This is a genomic window from Methylobacterium sp. HMF5984 (assembly GCF_045033435.1).
Lineage (GTDB): Bacteria > Pseudomonadota > Alphaproteobacteria > Rhizobiales > Beijerinckiaceae > Methylobacterium.
Genome location: NZ_JBJFLN010000001.1, coordinates 2,884,514 through 2,899,911 on the forward strand (window position 1 = coordinate 2,884,514; position 15,398 = coordinate 2,899,911).

Here is a 15,398-nt window from a genome sequence, read left to right on the forward strand (position 1 = left end):
CGGGATCTTCGCGGGTGCGGCACCCTAATGAGGTTTGCCGCGATGCGAAATCGACTTTTACGGCCGCTCGGCCGGGTCGTCGGCCCCCGATCCCGTCGGCCGGTTCTCCAACGTCCTGACGGCCTCGACGAGTTTCGGGAAGGTCGCTTGCATCAGCGCCCGGTTCTGCTCCGTCCGGCCGGCGTCGTGGTCGAACCCGTAATTGTGCCGCACGCGGTGCCGAAAGCCCTTCAGCTCCATCAGCGAAACGTAGAGCTCGTCGTCGAGCACGGCCGGACGCAGGCCCGGTATCTGCGCCCGCATCTGATCGAGCAGGTTCTGGTGCGAGGTGTCGCCGGTCGGCGCGGCCCCGTCGACGTCCTTGGCGATGCCGAGCAGCACGTCCTCGATGCCGTTGTCAGCGTTGTGAAGGGCGGCCGCGATCGCCGTGAGCTGCCCCCACGTCGTCCGCTGCTCCGGCGGGAGGGCGTCGTATCCGGCGAGGAACGCGTCGAGGTTCGCCAGCTCGCGGCCCGCGCGGTCGAGCTTCGGACCAGGCTTGGCGAAGGCGGGCAGTCGCGACGCGATCACGGGACCGCCTTCTCGAATGCCTCCCGCTGCGACGGCGTGAGATCGCAGGCATAGATCAGGTCGTAGGGGATGCCGGTGCCGCGCATCACCGCAGCCACCGCCCGCTCGACGGCGGCGCGTTCGGCCGGATCGATCGGCCCGCGCACCAGGAGGTCGATGTCGGAATGCAGCCGGAAACGCCCGGTCGCCAGCGAGCCGATGAGGCTGATCGCGCGACCCTGCGCCTCGACGTCGGACACGATCCGTGCCGCGAGGCCTCGCGCCGTCCGGTGACGGTCCGCGACGCGGGCGGCGAGGATGCGCTCGAACGGGCTCGGAGCCGTCATGGCCGCCGCACGCCGTTTGCGGGATCGCCCCTTCGCAGGACCGCCCCGAGGATACCCGCAGGAACGCCTGCGGAAAAGGAGACTCGTCGGTCCCGGACGCAATGCGGATCAGAACGGGCTGACGGGGAAGAACCGCAGGTACAGCTCGGTGTACTTCCCGTCGTCCCACACCCGCTGCAGCGCGTCGTCCAGCGCGCGCGACAGGGCCGCGTCCTCGGGCCGGGTGATCAGGCCGATGCCCTCGCCGAAGTAGCGGTTCTCGAGGTAGTCGCCGCCGACGAGCGCGCAGCAATTGCCCGCCTCCAGGCCGCCGACCCAGAGGGCGAGGCCGAGCCCGTCGGCGAAGACGTAGTCGGCCTCGCCGCGCTTCACCGCGCCTTCCGCCGCGGCGAGGTCGGAAAACGGCTTCGCCTCGGCCTTGGGAAAGAACGCCTGGAGGTAGGCGGCGTGGGCGCTGCCGCCGACCACCGCCACCGACTTGCCCGCCAGCGCGCTCGCCGAGGGAGCCGGCAGGCCGCGGTCGACGCGGGCGGCGAAGCGCGCCGGCCACCGGAAATACGGGCGCGTCGCGGAGAACGTCGCCCGCAGCGTCGGCGTCAGCGGGATCGCGGCGGCGACGACGTCGCCCTGCTTGTCCGTCAGGCCGTCGAGGAGGGTGTCGAATCGCCGGGCCTGCACGGTGCAGGTGATCGACAGCTTCTCGCAGACGGCGCGGGCCAGCTCCACCACGAAGCCCGTCGGGTTTCCGTCGGGGCCTGCGAAGTGCAGCGGCGGGAACTCGTCGTCGGTCAGGAAGCGCACGGCCCGGCCGGTCTGCGGCGCCTCGACCCGCTCGCCGCGGCTGCGCGGGTTCCAGAAGTTGGGCACCGTCACGGCGGCGGGCGCGGGGCTGCCGGCGGCGGGCTGGCCGGCACGCACCTGACCGGCACGATCCTGGGCGTCCGCCTGCGGCATCGTCGCGACGCAGAGGCCGACGGCTAAGAGAATAGTCTTGATCGAGGACATCGTGCTTGCGCCGGGGCCGGGCGCACCTATGATCGCGGGGCGCCGACGGCGCGATGGGGAGGGGGTCCGGCTCACGCCCCCGCCTTAGCACGTCCCGGAGCCGACGGCAGCCGGCCCCGTGTCGTTCCTCCGTTTCCTGGGCCCGCCCCTCGGCGCACCGGGCCTGCCGCCGGAGATCGCGTTCCTGGCGGCCGAAGGCGTCGACGCGGCCTTGCTCCGCCGGGCCGCGGCGCTGGCCGAGGCGAGCGGCACCGATGCGGCGACCGCGCTGCTGCGGGCCGGGCTGATGGACGAGGAGCCGTATTACCGGGCGCTCGCCCGCGCGCTCGACGCGGCGTATCTCGACGGGCCGATCCCGCTCGGCATGGGCGCGCGCTTTCCCGACAGCCTCTCGCTCGGCATGGCGCCCCTGGTCCTCGGGGCCCCCGCCCCGGCGGTACTGGCGCCGCGCGGGCGGCAGATCGCCGAGCTGCTCGCCGGGCGCAGCCCGCGCGGGCGGATGCCGGCGGTGACGAGCCCGACCCGCCTGCGCGCGGCCCTGTTCGCGGCGATCCCCGAGGCCATCGCCGGCTACGCGGTCGACGACCTCGAGGCGAAGGCGCCGGACTGGGCCTTCGGCAGCCGTCCCCTGGGGCCGGCCCTGGCGCTGGTCGCGCTCGTGGCGTGCGCCGGCATCGTGGTGTTCGAGGCCCTGCCCCCGTTCCTCGCGATGATCCTGGTCGTGGCGGCGCAGACGCTGTTCCTGGTGATGGCGATCTTCCGCGTCGGCGCCGTGTTCGTCGGCGTCCCGACCGTCCCGCCGCCGATCGCCTCGCCCCTGAGCGACCGCGACCTGCCGACCTACACCGTCCTCGTGGCGCTCTATCGCGAGGCCCGCGTGGTGCCGCGGCTCGTCTCGGCGCTGGCCCGGCTCGACTATCCGGCGGCCAAGCTCGACCTGAAGTTCGTCGTCGAGGCCGACGATGCCGGCACCATCGCCGCGCTGGCGGCGGTCCCCCTGCCCGCCCGCTTCGAGGTGATCGCGGTGCCCGACGGCCGGCCGCGGACGAAGCCGCGGGCGCTCAACGTCGCCCTGCCGCTCGCCCGCGGCGAGCTGCTCGTGGTCTACGACGCCGAGGACGTGCCCGATCCCGGCCAGCTCCGGCTCGCCGCCGAGATCTTCGCGCGGGCGCCCGCCCGCACCGCCTGCCTCCAGGGCCGGCTGGTGATCGACAACGCGGAGGATTCCTGGATCGCCCGGTGCTTCGCCATCGAGTATGCGGGCCTGTTCGACGTGCTCAATCCGGCGCTGGCGCAGTGGCGCCTGCCGATGCCGCTCGGCGGGACCTCGATGCACGTGCGCACCGAGGTGCTGCGCAAGCTGCACGGCTGGGACGCGCGCAACGTCACGGAGGATGCCGATCTCGGGATGCGGCTGGCCTGCGCCGGCTACGAGGTCGGCGACCTGCCGAGCGCGACGATCGAGGAGGCGCCGAACAACCTGCCGGCCTGGCTGCACCAGCGCGTCCGCTGGATGAAGGGGGTCCTGCAGACCACCGTCACCTACGGCCGCCGCCCCGCCGAGACCTGCCGGCAGCTCGGGCGCCTCGACGCGCTCTGCGCCGTGACGCTGCTGCCCGGCGCCGTCGCCTCGGCCCTGGTCTATCCGATCTTCCTCGTCTGGGCGGGCGCCGACTTCCTGCTCCAGGAGATCCCGGCCGCGCCCGAGCCCTGGCCGAACCTGCCGCTCGCCGTCGCGATCACCCTGTTCCTGGCGGGATCCGCGGCCCTGGTCCTGCCGGCGGCGCTCGGCTGCATCCGCCGGGGCTGGTGGGACCTGCTGTGGTTCGTGCCCGGGATGCTGCTCTACTTCGCCCTGGTCAGCGTCGCCGCGTGGCTCGCGGTGATCGAGTTCGTCCGCGCGCCCTCGCGCTGGAACAAGACCGAGCACGGGCTGTCGCGCACCTCGCGCAGCGGCCTGCTGCGTCCGCGGCGCCCGGCGGCGTGAGGCCCGCGCCGGATGCTCAGATCCGCCGCGCGAGCTCCGCCGCGGTCTCGTCGGCCGGGCGCATCAGGTTGAGCGCGCCGAGGAAGCGGTTCCTGCCGTCCATCACGTAGACCAGCGCGGTGTGCTCCATCGTGTAGTCGCCGTCCTTGCCCGGCACCTTGCGGCTGTAGGCACGATAGGCCTTCACGGCCGCCGCCACCTGCGCCGGGCTGCCGGTGAGCCCGGCGATCCGCGGATCGAAGCTCGACAGGTAGGCCTTGAGGCTCGCCGGCGTGTCCCGCTCGGGATCGACGGTGATGAAGGCGACCTTCATCGCCTTGGCCTTCGGCCCCAACGCCGCCAGCACGTCCGAGATCTGCTGCAGCGTGGTCGGGCAGATGTCGGGGCAGTGGGTGAAGCCGAAGAACACGAGGTGCGTGGCGCCTGCGAAGTCGGCTTCGGTGACCGCCTTGCCGTCCTGGTCGACCAGCGCGAACGGCCCGCCGACGCTCGAGGCCGCCACCTCCGTCCGCTCCGGCATCAGCGTGAACACGGCCGCCGCCGTGAGCCCGACGAAACCGAGCACGAAGGCGATGATGGGCAGGAGGGCGCGGCGCATGGAGGTGACCTTCTCGCGACGGCCGCTGGAACAGCATGGGTGGCCGCGGGAGGCAAGGTCGGGGCACCTCGGAGGCCCCCGGCGCTTTGCCTCAGGCCCGCGTTCCGTCGTGCGCCTCCCTGGCCTGGAACCCGGTTCGGCAGGTGCCCGCGCGACGCCCTCACGATGCGTCCGGCGTCACGATCGGGCTGGCCGCAGACGGGAAGCGGCCGGGTCTAGATCGCGATCTGCGCCTGCTCGACGCAGTCCGCGACACTCTGTTCCTTGAGCGCGTCGCCCACCATCAGGATCGCCGGTCCTTCGAGCAGCGAGGCCTCGACCCGCTCCGCGAGATCGGCCGCCGTGCCCCGCAGCGCCGCCTGGTTGGGCCGCGTCGCGTTGAACACCACCAGAGCGGGCGTCGCCGGTGCCAAGCCTTCGGCCACCGCGCGTTCCAGCAGCACCCGCAGGGTGCGCTTGGGCATGTAGACCACGGTGGTGACCGAAGGGTCGGCGAGCGCGCCCCAGTTCAGGTCGTCCGGCAGCGCGCCGCGGCGGTCGTGGCCGGTGACGTATTGCAGGCGGCGCGCCGCGTCGCGGTGGGTGAGCGAGACGCCGAGGGAGGCGGCCGCGCCCTGCGCCGCGCTGATCCCGGGCACCACGGCGACGGGGATGCCGGCCTGCCGGCAGGCCTCGATCTCCTCGCCGGCGCGGCCGAAGATCAGCGGGTCGCCGGACTTGAGGCGCACCACCTGCTTGCCGGACTTGGCGAGCGAGACCATCAGCGCGTTGATGTCGTCCTGGCGGCAGGAAGGGCCGTGGCCGGTCTTGCCGACCAGCATCGTGCGCGCCTCGCGGCGGGCGTAGTCCAGGATCTCGGGGGCGACGAGGTCGTCGTAGAGGATGACGTCGGCGTTGCGCAGGGCCCGCAGCGCCTTCAGCGTCAGCAGCTCGGCATCGCCCGGCCCGGCGCCGACCAGCGTCACCGCCCCGCCCTTCGGCGCGGCCTCGGTCTGCGCGAGCAGCCTGTCGAGGTCGGCCTGCGTCGGGGCCCGGTCGGGCTCGGCGAAGGCCAGGTCCGAGAAGCGCTCCCAGAACCCGCGGCGCTCGCTGAACCCGTGGAAGCGGGCGGTGACGCCCTCGCGCCAGTCCCGCGCCGCCGCGACCCAACGCGAAAACCCGCGCGGCAGCATCGCCTCGATGCGCGCCCGCACGGTCTGCCCGAAGACCGGCACCGCGCCTTCCGTCGAGATGCCCACCACCAGCGGCGAGCGGTTGACGATGGCGCCGAACTTCACGTCGCAGAGATGCGGCCGGTCGACGGCGTTGACGATGGCGCCGGTGCCGCGCGCGGCCGCGACGAAGGCGACGCACTCGGCCTCGTCCTCCATCGCGCCGATGCAGAAGGCCGAGCCCCACAGGTCGTCCGGCGTCCAGGCCCGCTCGTGCAGGGTCACGCTGCCGGCGACGATCTCGCCCGGAACGTTGCGCATCTCCTCGCTCGGCTCGGCGGCGTAGACGTCGACGTGGGCGCCGGCGGCGGCGAGCAGCTTCACCTTCCAGGGCGCGCCGCCGTTCGAGCCGGCCAGCACCGCGCGCTTCCCCTGCAGCGGCACGAAGACGGGTAGGACGGCGAGGGGCTCGAGGCCGGCGCGGGTCTCGCGCGGCTGGCGGGGCGTGCTCATGAGGGTCGGCTTGGATCTCGGCAGGGTCACGGACGAACCTGATGCTACGCGGCGTCGCGCGCAAGCGCCTCCGGCAGCAGCTTGCGGATCTCAGGGATGCACGAGCCGCAATTCGTGCCGGCCTTGCAGGCCGCGCCCACCGCCTCGACGGAGCCCGCTCCGCCCGCGATGGTCGCCGTGATGACGTCGAGCCCGACCCCGTGGCAGGCGCAGACCACCGGCCCCGCCCCGGCGGTGGCGGCGCGGCCCGAGAGCAGGGCGCGGCGCTCGGCCGCGCCGGGCACCGCCTCCGCGAACAGGGCCTTGGCCGCCTCCCAGTCGGGCCGGCCCGCGTCGGGACCGAACGCGAGGCAGGCGAGGAGGCGCTCGCCGTCGTAGACCGCGCAGCGGTAGCGGCCGCGGGCGTGGTCGGCGTACTCGGCGAGCTCCAGCCCCTGGAACAAGCCGCGCATCAGCAGCATGGCCTCGCGCGACCCGTCCTGCGTGGCGAATTGCAGGCCCGCGCCGCCGGCGATCGTGGCGCGCGCCCACCACCATCCGGCGGGCGCCGCGACCGGGTCGCGGCTGAGCAGGAAGCCCCGCGAGCGGTAGGCGGCAGCCTGGATCGCCGCCGGCGTCGCCTTCAGCTCGGGCTGGCCCGAAAGCGGGTCGGGCACGCCGCGGACCAGCGCCCCGACGCGGGCCATCGAGGCGTTCGAATCGTTCCAGTGCATCGGCATGAACAGGTTGCCGGGCGCCACCGCCTCGGTGACGATCACCTCCAGCTCGGCGGCGCCGTGCGCGGTCGAGACCCGGGCGAGGCCGCCCTCGGCCAGGCCCGCGGCGGCGGCGTCGCGCGGATGCACCTGGACGAAGGGCACCGGGCGATGAGCCGAGAGCCGCTGGCTCTTCCCCGTCCGCGTCATCGTGTGCCAGTGGTCGCGCACCCGGCCGGTGTTGAGCACGAAGGGCATCGCCGCGCTCGTCGCCTGCGCCAGGGCCGGCGCCTGCACCGCGACGAAGCGGGCGCGCTTGTCGAAGGTGAAGAAGCGGCCGTCGGCGAAAAGCCGTGCCTTCGTGCCGCCGCGCTTCGTCAGCGGCCACTGCACCGGCAGGTTCGTCTCGTAGGCGGCGTCCCCGATGTCGGCGAGCGCGCCGATGTCGAAGTCGCGGGTGCCGTTGTTCTCGAACGCCGACAGCGCGGCGTGCTGGCGGAACACCGCCGCCGCCGAAGTGAAGCCGAAGGCGGCGCCGTGGCCGAGGCGGCGCCCGACGTCGGCGAGCACCGCCCAGTCCGGCCGCGCCTCGCCCGGCGCCTTGAGGAAGCGGCGCTGGCGCGTGATCCGGCGCTCGGAATTGGTGACCGTGCCGTCCTTCTCGCCCCAGGCCAGGGCCGGCAGCAGCACGGTCTTCCGGGCCGTGGCGCGGGCGGTGTCGGAATCGGCCATCACCTCGGAGACGACGAGCAGGTCGAGGCCCTTCAGGGCCTCCTTGATCGTGTCGGCCTGCGGCATCGAGACCAGCGGGTTGGTCCCCATCACCCAGAGCGCCTTGATCTTGCCGCGGGCGACCGCGTCGAACAGCGCCACCGCCTTCATCCCCTCGCCGGTGATGAGGTTCGGCGCGTTCCAGAAGCGGCGGACCTTGTCGACCTCCTCCGGCGCGAAGTGCATGTGGGCGGCCAGCATGTTGGCCAGCCCCCCGACCTCGCGCCCGCCCATGGCGTTGGGCTGGCCGGTCAGCGAGAACGGCCCCGCGCCCGGCTGCCCGATGCGCCCGGTGGCGAGGTGGCAGTTGATGATCGCGTTGCCCTTGTCGGTCCCCTGCGCCGACTGGTTCGCGCCCTGCGAGAAGGCGGTGACGACGCGCTGCGTGGCGGCGAACAGGTCGAAGAAGGCGGAGACGTCCGCCTCCGACAGGCCGGTCGCCGCCGCGGTGGCGGCCAGCGTCGGCGCGATCGACTGCGCCCGCTCGAGCGCGCCCTCGTAGCCGGAGGTGTGGTCGGTCACGAAGCGGGCGTCGCACGCGCCGATGCGGTCGAGATGCACCAGCAGGCCCGAGAACAGCGCGCTGTCGGTCCCGGGCCTGAGGCCGAGGAACAGGTCGGCCTCCTCCGCGGTCTCGGTCCGGCGCGGGTCGACCACCACGAGCTTGGTGCCGCGCGTCGTGCGCGCGTCCACCATCCGGCGGAACAGGATCGGGTGGCACCAGGCGGTGTTCGAGCCGACGAGCACGATGACGTCGGCCTCGTCGAGGTCCTCGTAGCAGCCCGGCACGGTGTCGGAGCCGAAGGCCCGGCGGTGGGCGGCGACCGCGCTCGACATGCACAGGCGCGAGTTGGTGTCGACGTGCGGCGTGCCGAGGAAGCCCTTCGCGAGCTTGTTGGCGACGTAGTAATCCTCGGTGAGCAGCTGCCCGGACAGGTAGAACGCGATCGCGTCCGGCCCGTGGGTCTCGGCCGTGCGGCGGAAGGCGCCGGCGACGGTGCCGAGCGCCGATTCCCACGACACCCGCGCGCCGTCGACGTGCGGGTGCAGCAGGCGGTTCTCCAGGCCCAGCGTCTCGCCGAGCGCCGAGCCCTTCGAGCACAGGCGGCCGAAATTGGCCGGGTGCGCGGTGTCCCCGGCGATCCCGGCGCCGCCCTTGCCGTCCGGCGTCGCGATCACCCCGCACCCGACGCCGCAATAGGGGCAGGTGGTCCGAACCGCCGCAGCCTGGTTCGCGCCCTGCTGGTTCGAGACCTGGGGCTCCGGCACGTGCACGGTCATGGCAGGGTCCTCGTATTCACGACGTCGGCCGGCGCCGGCGGAGGCAGCAAGAGTCGGGCCGGGCTCTGCCAGCGCCGCCCTTCCCGCGCGAGCGGGAGGGCGGCCCTGTCGGCTCAGTACACGTCGGCCTGGTAGCGCCCGGCCTTCTTCAGCGCGCCGAGATAGGCCACCGCCTCGTCGGGGGATTTGCCGCCGTGCTGGGCGGCGACGTCGATGATCGCGCGCTCCACGTCCTTGGCCATCCGCTTGGCGTCGCCGCAGACGTAGAAGTGGGCGCCGCCCTCCAGCCACTTCCACAAATCGGCGCCGTTCTCGCGCATGCGGTCCTGGACGTAGGTCTTCTCGGTGCCGTCGCGCGACCAGGCCAGCGACAGGCGCGTCAGCACCTTGTCGTCGCGCATCCGGGTGAGCTCGTCCTTGTAGAAGAAGTCGCTCGCCTGGCGCTGGTGGCCGTAGAACAGCCAGTTGCGCCCAGGCGCCTGCGTCGCGGCGCGCTCGCGCAGAAAGGCCCGGAACGGCGCGATGCCGGTGCCGGGGCCGCACATGATCACGTCGGTGGCGAGGTCCTTCGGCAGCCCGAAGCCATGCGCCTTCTGCAGGTAGATCTTCGCCCGGGTCTGCTCGGGCATGCGCTCGCCGAGATGCGTCGAGGCGACGCCGAGCCGGAGGCGCGAGCGGTGGTTGTAGCGCACCGCGTCCACCGTCAGCGAGACCTTGCCCGCATCCATCTTCGGCGAGGACGAGATCGAGTAGAGCCGCGGCTGCAGCTCGTCGAGGGATTCGAGGAAGACCTCGGCGTCCGGGCGCGCGCCGGGAAACTTGTGCAGGGCGCCGAGCACGTCGAGATAGGCGGCGTCGCCGTCCGGGTCCTCGCCGGCCGAGAGCGCCTTGGCCTTCCGCCGGGCCTCGCCGGAGGTCAGCAGCGAGAGCAGCTGGTAGAGCCCGTCGGGGGCGGCGCCGAGCGAGTAGTCGGCGATCAGCCGGTCGCGCAGGGTCTTGCCGCCGATCACCCGCTCGGGGCGGGCGCCGAGCTCGGCGATCACCGCGTCGGCGAGCGCCGGCGCGTTGGCCGGGAACAGGCCGAGCGAATCGCCGGCCTCGTAGCTGATCGGCGTGTCCCTGAGGTCGAACTCGACGTGCCACGTCTCCTTCTCGCCGCCCGGCTCGTTGAGCCGGCGGCGGCCGAGGAAGATCGCCTCCACCGGGTTCTCGCGGCAGAAGCCGAGGGGGCCGAGGTCGGCGGCCTTGTCCGCCGCCGCCTCGCCCGCGGCCGCGGCCGGCGCGGCGGCGTCGCCCGTGCCGAACTCCTCGTCGAGCTTCTTCAGCATCCGGAGCGTCTCCTTGCCGCCGGGCTGGCAGAGGTTCAGACGCGCCTCGCTTTTGAGGAAGATGGCGTTGGCGTAGTCGGCGCAATTGTAGCCGCACTGGCCGCAATCCTGCTGCGCCATCGCCGCCATGAGCTTCTGCGGCTCGGGCCGGGCTTTGGCCATCTCCATGCGCTCGGTGATCGGCAGCGACGGGTCGTGCCAGGGCGCGTCGTCGTTGTCGGCGAGCTTGGGGCCGCCGGCCATGTCGCCGGGGGCCAGGGCGGTGGCGCCCTCGACCGCCGGGCCGAGGAGGGCGGCGAAGTAGCCCGACAGCCACGAGCGCTGGTCGGCGGAGAACGGGGCGTTCTCGGGGACGAGGACGAGGGGGGGAGAGACGTGCTCGCTCATGCGGCTGCCTTGAGGGCTGGCTGGTCTTCGGCAAGGTCGCGCAGGGCTTCCGGCCCGGTGCGCGCCGTGAAGGTCTGGAAGCTCTCGTCCGGCCCGGTGCGGCGGGCGAGGTAGGTGCGCAGCAGCGCCTCGACGCGGGACGGCGCGTCCTCCGCCTTGATCGCGGTCCAGATCTCGGTGCCGATCTTCGGGTTCTCGGCGAAGCCGCCGCCGACCACGACGTCGTAGCCCGGAACGGTGTCGCCCTCCTCCGAGACCACCACCTTGGCACCGATCAGGCCGATGTCGCCGATGTAGTGCTGGGCGCAGCTGTGGTGGCAGCCGGTGACGTGCACGTTCACCGGCACGTCGAGCTCCGGCAGCGCGGCCTCGACGTGGTCGGCGATGATCATCGCGTCGCCCTTGGTGTCGGCGGCGGCGAACTTGCAGCCGTTCGAGCCGGTGCAGGCGACGAGCCCCGCACGGATGCCGGCGGCCTTCGTGGTGAGCCCGAGCGCCTGCACCCGCGCCTCCACCTCGGCGACCTTGGCGTCGGGCACGCCGGAGAACAGGAAGTTCTGCCAGACCGTCATGCGGATCTGCCCGTCGCCGCATTCCTGCGCGATCCGCGCGAGCGCGCGGACCTGGTCGCTCATGATCTTGCCGACCGGCAGGATCACGCCGACCCAGTTCAGCCCGGGCTGGACCTGCGCATGCACGCCGACATGGGCGAACCGGTCGGTGGTGCGGCGCGGCGCGACGTGGGCGGGGTCGACCCGATCGAGCTTGCGCCCGAGCTTCTCCTCGACGGCGGCGAGGTACTTGTCGAAGCCCCAGGCGTCGAGGACGTACTTCATCCGCGCCTTGTTGCGGTTGGTCCGGTCGCCGTTCTCGATGAACACCCGGATGATCGCATCCGAGACCGCGTTGCAATCCTCCGGCCTCAGCACGATGCCGGTGTCGCGGGCGAGGTCCCGATGGCCGGAGATGCCGCCGAGCACCAGGCGTATCCACACGCCCGGCGCGACGCCCGCGCCCTCCAGCACCTCGATCGCCTGGAAGCCGATGTCGTTGGTCTCCTCCAGCACCGCGACGATGCCGCCGCCGTCGAAGGCGACGTTGAACTTGCGCGGCAGGCCGTAGAGCGACTGGTCGTTGATGATCCAGTTGTTCCAGGACTTGGCGAGCGGACGCGTGTCGAGGAGCTCCTGGGCGTCGATCCCGGCGGTGGGCGAGCCGGTGACGTTGCGGATGTTGTCGGCGCCCGCGCCGCGCGCCGTCAGCCCGATGTCGACGAGCCCGTCGAGGAAGGGCTGGGCGTGCTCGGGCGCGATGTGGCGCACCTGGAGGTTCGCCCGCGTGGTGACGTGGACGTAGCCGCCGCCATGCGCGTCGGCGAGGTCGGCGACGCCGGAAAACTGCCAATGGTGCAGGATGCCGTTGGGGATGCGCAGGCGCGCCATGAACGAGGTCTGGTTCGGGGCGACCCAGAACAGTCCGTGGTAGCGCCAGCGGAAGTTGTCCTCCGGCTTCGGGGCCTTGCCGGTGGCGGCCTCCACCTTCAGCCGGTTGTGGCCCTCGAACGGGTTCTCCGCGCGCTTCCACTTCTCCTGCTCGCAGAGCTTGCCGCCGGCCTTCACCGTGCGGTCCTGCGCCTTGATGTGGATCGCGTCCGGCCCGGTCGGCTCGGGCGGCGGACCGCCCTGGCCGAGGGCCAGGCCGCCGGTGAGGCGGGCGGCGGCGACGCCCGAGGCGAAGCCTTCGAGGTAGCGTTGCTGTTCGGCGTTGAAGTCTTCAGCCATGGTCTGCCTCCTTCACGCTGCCAGATTCTTGGCGAGGGGTTCGGCCGGGGGCGCCGCGGGGCGCCCGAACATCAGGTCGTCGATCTGATCTCCGACCGGCGCGCCGGTGCGGATCAGGGTCTTGCACAGGCCCTGCTCGCCGATGTCGCCGACGAAGACTGCGCCGATCAGGCGGTCGCGCTCGACCAGGAGCTTGCGGTAGAGGCCGGCGCCCGGATCGCTCATCACGATCGCCTCCGCGGTGTCGGGCGTGTCGACCACGCCCGCGGAGAACACCGGCAGCCCCGAGACCTTGAGGCTCGTCGAGAGCGCCGTGCCGGAATACTGGGCCTCGAGCCCGGAGAGGTGGCGGCTCAGGGTCTCGGCATGCTCGTAGGCCGGCTCGACGAGGCCGTAGACCATGCCGCGATGCTCGGCGCATTCGCCGAGCGCGAAGATCCGCGGGTCCGAGGTGGTCATCCGGTCGTCGACCTTGATGCCGCGCCCGGTCTCGATCCCCGCGCCCTGCGCCAGGGCGAGGTTCGGGCGCACGCCCACCGACATGACGACGAGATCGGCCGGCAGCACCGTGCCGTCGGCCAGGATCAGGCGCTCGACGCGGCCGTCGCCCTCGACGCGGTCGGTGTCGGCGTTGAGCAGGACCTTGACGCCGCGCGCCTCCATCGCCCGGCGGACCAGGGCGGCCGCGGAATGATCGAGCTGCCGCTCCATCAGCCGGTCCATGACGTGGAGCAGGGTGGTGTCGACGCCGAGCCGCGCCAGCCCGACCGCCGCCTCGAGCCCGAGCAGGCCGCCGCCGATGACGATGGCCTTGGCGTGCTGGACCGCCGCCTTCCGGATCGCCGACACGTCCGCCAGGTCGCGGAACGTGATGATGCCGGGTAGGTCCATCCCGGGCTTGGGCAGGCGGATCGGCACGGAGCCGACCGCGAGCACCAGCTTGTCGAACGGCAGGACGTGGGTCTCGCCGACCACGACCAGCGCGTTCTCGCGGTCGACCTGCGTGGCGGGGGCGCCGGTGATCAGGCGGATGCCGTGGCTCTCGTACCAGTCGAGCCCGCGGAAGGCGCAGGCCGCCTCGTCGACCTCGCCGCCGAGGAGCGAGGACAGCAGCACCCGGTTGTAGGCGGCCACCGGCTCGGCGCCGACCACGGTGACGTCGTAGCGGCCGGGCGACCCTTCGGTCAGCCGCTCGAGAAACCGCAGAGAGGCCATGCCGTTGCCGACCACGACGAGCCTCTCGCGCGGGATCTCCGCGGCTGGAACCTGATCCGTCTGGGCTGTGAGCATCGGTGGAAGGGTCTCGTCCTCGATTGCGCCGGGCACGTCCGCCACGAAAAAAGCCGCCGCCGATCGACCTCCCGGCAAGCGTCGCCGCCCGCGAGGAGACATCGGTTCAGCGGCCTCGCTGACGGTGCTGCCCGTCGTCGTTGACGGGTCGGATCACCTCAGCAGGTTCCGTGCCAGTTCGGCGGGACGAGGCTCGCGCGCTCTGCCGGGCACGGCCGAGCGGTCGGTGCCCGGTTTCGCGCGGAGGATGTGCGCTGCACAAAGATGAGGCGAATGAAGCCCGATCGGGCAGGGGCCCGCGATGCACCCTCGACTCGACCGCGCAGCGTCGCGGGCCCGTCGAACGCGGGAAGGACGCTCGGCGAGGGGCGCGAGCGTCCAGGAGGCTTGTGCCCGGGGGTCGGCTAGATGAGGGTCGAGAGGGCTGCCATCAGGCCGACGACGGGGACGGCGCCGATGAGGAAGGCCCACCGCCAGGGGGGCGCTGCCCGCGCGCGCCGGTTGTCGTTCATCGCCCGGGGCGCGCGGCCCCGGTGCCGGACATAGGCCGAGAGGTCCACGCGTCCGCGCGAGGCGGGAATGGACGAGGCGGTGTCGAGCTTGCGGCAACCTGGCATGGCATGACGATAACGACGTCGCAGCCTCCGCGTTCCGTTTCCTCGCAGGCGATTCCGTCGGATGCGGGCGTCCCGCAGGTCTCAGGCGGGGGATAGTCCGGCCGCCGCGTAGAGATCCGGGCGGTAGACCGCCTCCGCGGCGGGCAGGAGGTCGTCGAGCGGCCCCTGCCCGGCCGCCTTCATCTGCGCCAGCACCCAGCCGGCATGCGCGGCGCGCGGCTCCTGCGCCGCCGCGTCGAGGCGCAGGTAGTCGGGGGCCTCGCGCTGCAGACCCGTCCCGTCGAGGACGATCGTGCCCTCGAGGGTGCGGGCGATCAGGGCGGAATCGAGGTTGAGATAGGCTCGCCGCGCGAGCCGGTGGGCGAGCTCGGAGCGGTTCGCCGGGTCCGCGCACCAGCGCCCTGCCCTGGCGACGGCCCGCACCAGGGCGGGGATCGCGCCGTCGAGCCGCGGCGCGACCGCGAGGACCTTCTCGGGCGCGTCCGGCGCCACCTCGCAGCCGAGCGCGGCGATGCGCCCGAGGCCGGCCGCGACCGCGACCGCGTTCCAGGGCGCGCCGGCGCAGAAGCCGTCGACGATCCCGCGCGACAGCGCCTCGACGCTGTGCTGGGGCGGCACCGCCACCAGCCGGACGGCGGCCGGGTCGAGGCCGCCGGCCTCGGCGAACAGCCGGAGCTGATAGGTGTGCGAGGAGAACGGGTGGACGGTGCCGAGCGTCAGCGGCTTGCCGGCCTGCCTCCCCGCGCGCGCGACCCGGGCGAAGGCGCGGGCGACATCGGCGAGGCGCTCGCTCTCGGGCGCCATCGCCGCCCAGAGGCTGCCGGACAGGGTGATCGCGTTGCCGTTCAGGCTGAGCGACAGCGGCACGATCAGGTCGGAGGGCGGCCCCGACAGCCCGAGCGCGCTCGCCAGCGCCAGCGGCGCCAGGATGTGCGCGGCGTCGAGGTAGCCGAGCGCCAGCCGGTCGCGCAGCGTCGCCCAGGACGGCTCGGCGGTGAGGTCGAGATCGAGCCCTTCGGCGCGGGCGAAGCCCATCTCGTGGGCGGCGATCACGGGGGCCGCGTCGCAGAGGGGCACGTAGCCCAGGTGAAGTCTCAT

At 73.0% G+C, this 15,398-nt stretch carries 12 protein-coding genes; 1 reads left to right on the forward strand and 11 read right to left on the reverse strand.

What is annotated here, in order from left to right:
* Positions 1-57: 57 nt before the first annotated feature.
* The 3 genes from ACFZ8E_RS14020 to ACFZ8E_RS14030 form a co-directional block, all read right to left on the reverse strand.
* Positions 58-570, reverse strand: coding sequence for a hypothetical protein (locus ACFZ8E_RS14020; RefSeq protein ID WP_405043005.1), 513 nt, complete (start codon positions 568-570; stop codon positions 58-60).
* Positions 567-896, reverse strand: coding sequence for a nucleotidyltransferase domain-containing protein (locus ACFZ8E_RS14025; RefSeq protein ID WP_405043006.1), 330 nt, complete (start codon positions 894-896; stop codon positions 567-569). Before ACFZ8E_RS14025 ends, ACFZ8E_RS14020 begins: the two co-directional genes overlap by 4 nt.
* A gap of 108 nt (positions 897-1,004) precedes the next feature.
* Positions 1,005-1,850, reverse strand: a complete 846-nt coding sequence (locus ACFZ8E_RS14030) for a transporter substrate-binding domain-containing protein (protein WP_405044382.1) — start codon at positions 1,848-1,850, stop codon at positions 1,005-1,007.
* A gap of 169 nt (positions 1,851-2,019) precedes the next feature.
* On the opposite strand from ACFZ8E_RS14030, the gene ACFZ8E_RS14035 reads away from it, so the two are divergent.
* Entirely contained in the window at positions 2,020-3,888 is a 1,869-nt protein-coding gene (locus tag ACFZ8E_RS14035; protein ID WP_405043008.1) for a glycosyltransferase, read from the forward strand.
* Between the two features lie 16 nt (positions 3,889-3,904).
* On the opposite strand, the gene ACFZ8E_RS14040 is transcribed toward ACFZ8E_RS14035, so the two are convergent.
* From ACFZ8E_RS14040 to ACFZ8E_RS14075, 8 genes are all read right to left on the reverse strand, one after another.
* A complete protein-coding gene (locus tag ACFZ8E_RS14040; protein ID WP_147843809.1) occupies positions 3,905-4,486 on the reverse strand; it encodes an SCO family protein in 582 nt (193 codons plus the stop codon).
* Between the two features lie 215 nt (positions 4,487-4,701).
* The gene (gene cysG / locus ACFZ8E_RS14045; protein ID WP_243933151.1) at positions 4,702-6,150 is read right to left on the reverse strand and encodes a siroheme synthase CysG; all 1,449 of its coding nucleotides are present in this window, start codon (positions 6,148-6,150) and stop codon (positions 4,702-4,704) included.
* A 44-nt stretch (positions 6,151-6,194) separates the two neighbouring features.
* Positions 6,195-8,897: a nitrate reductase gene (locus tag ACFZ8E_RS14050; RefSeq protein WP_244032809.1), complete on the reverse strand. Its 2,703-nt coding sequence runs from the start codon at positions 8,895-8,897 to the stop codon at positions 6,195-6,197.
* A 113-nt stretch (positions 8,898-9,010) separates the two neighbouring features.
* The gene (locus ACFZ8E_RS14055; protein ID WP_243935943.1) at positions 9,011-10,612 is read right to left on the reverse strand and encodes a sulfite reductase subunit alpha; all 1,602 of its coding nucleotides are present in this window, start codon (positions 10,610-10,612) and stop codon (positions 9,011-9,013) included.
* A complete protein-coding gene (locus ACFZ8E_RS14060; protein ID WP_405043010.1) occupies positions 10,609-12,393 on the reverse strand; it encodes a NirA family protein in 1,785 nt (594 codons plus the stop codon). Before ACFZ8E_RS14060 ends, ACFZ8E_RS14055 begins: the two co-directional genes overlap by 4 nt.
* Before the next feature lie 12 nt (positions 12,394-12,405).
* Entirely contained in the window at positions 12,406-13,683 is a 1,278-nt protein-coding gene (locus ACFZ8E_RS14065) for an NAD(P)/FAD-dependent oxidoreductase (RefSeq protein WP_147727642.1), read from the reverse strand.
* A 404-nt stretch (positions 13,684-14,087) separates the two neighbouring features.
* Positions 14,088-14,300 (reverse strand): hypothetical protein, encoded by a 213-nt coding sequence (locus tag ACFZ8E_RS14070; RefSeq protein WP_405043011.1) that lies wholly within the window; start codon positions 14,298-14,300, stop codon positions 14,088-14,090.
* A gap of 81 nt (positions 14,301-14,381) precedes the next feature.
* A complete protein-coding gene (locus ACFZ8E_RS14075; RefSeq protein ID WP_405043012.1) occupies positions 14,382-15,398 on the reverse strand; it encodes a CmpA/NrtA family ABC transporter substrate-binding protein in 1,017 nt (338 codons plus the stop codon).

Bases quoted from the DNA above. Each gene is read 5' to 3' on its own strand.
- ACFZ8E_RS14050 (WP_244032809.1), bottom strand. From the start codon at position 8,897: ATGACCGTGCACGTGCCGGAGCCCCAGGTCTCGAACCAGCAGGGCGCG.
- cysG (WP_243933151.1), bottom strand. From the start codon at position 6,150: ATGAGCACGCCCCGCCAGCCGCGCGAGACCCGCGCCGGCCTCGAGCCC.
- ACFZ8E_RS14065 (WP_147727642.1), bottom strand. From the start codon at position 13,683: ATGCTCACAGCCCAGACGGATCAGGTTCCAGCCGCGGAGATCCCGCGC.
- ACFZ8E_RS14060 (WP_405043010.1), bottom strand. From the start codon at position 12,393: ATGGCTGAAGACTTCAACGCCGAACAGCAACGCTACCTCGAAGGCTTC.
- ACFZ8E_RS14055 (WP_243935943.1), bottom strand. From the start codon at position 10,612: ATGAGCGAGCACGTCTCTCCCCCCCTCGTCCTCGTCCCCGAGAACGCC.
- ACFZ8E_RS14075 (WP_405043012.1), bottom strand. From the start codon at position 15,398: ATGAGACTTCACCTGGGCTACGTGCCCCTCTGCGACGCGGCCCCCGTG.
- ACFZ8E_RS14070 (WP_405043011.1), bottom strand. From the start codon at position 14,300: ATGCCAGGTTGCCGCAAGCTCGACACCGCCTCGTCCATTCCCGCCTCG.
- ACFZ8E_RS14025 (WP_405043006.1), bottom strand. From the start codon at position 896: ATGACGGCTCCGAGCCCGTTCGAGCGCATCCTCGCCGCCCGCGTCGCG.
- ACFZ8E_RS14030 (WP_405044382.1), bottom strand. From the start codon at position 1,850: ATGCCGCAGGCGGACGCCCAGGATCGTGCCGGTCAGGTGCGTGCCGGC.
- ACFZ8E_RS14040 (WP_147843809.1), bottom strand. From the start codon at position 4,486: ATGCGCCGCGCCCTCCTGCCCATCATCGCCTTCGTGCTCGGTTTCGTC.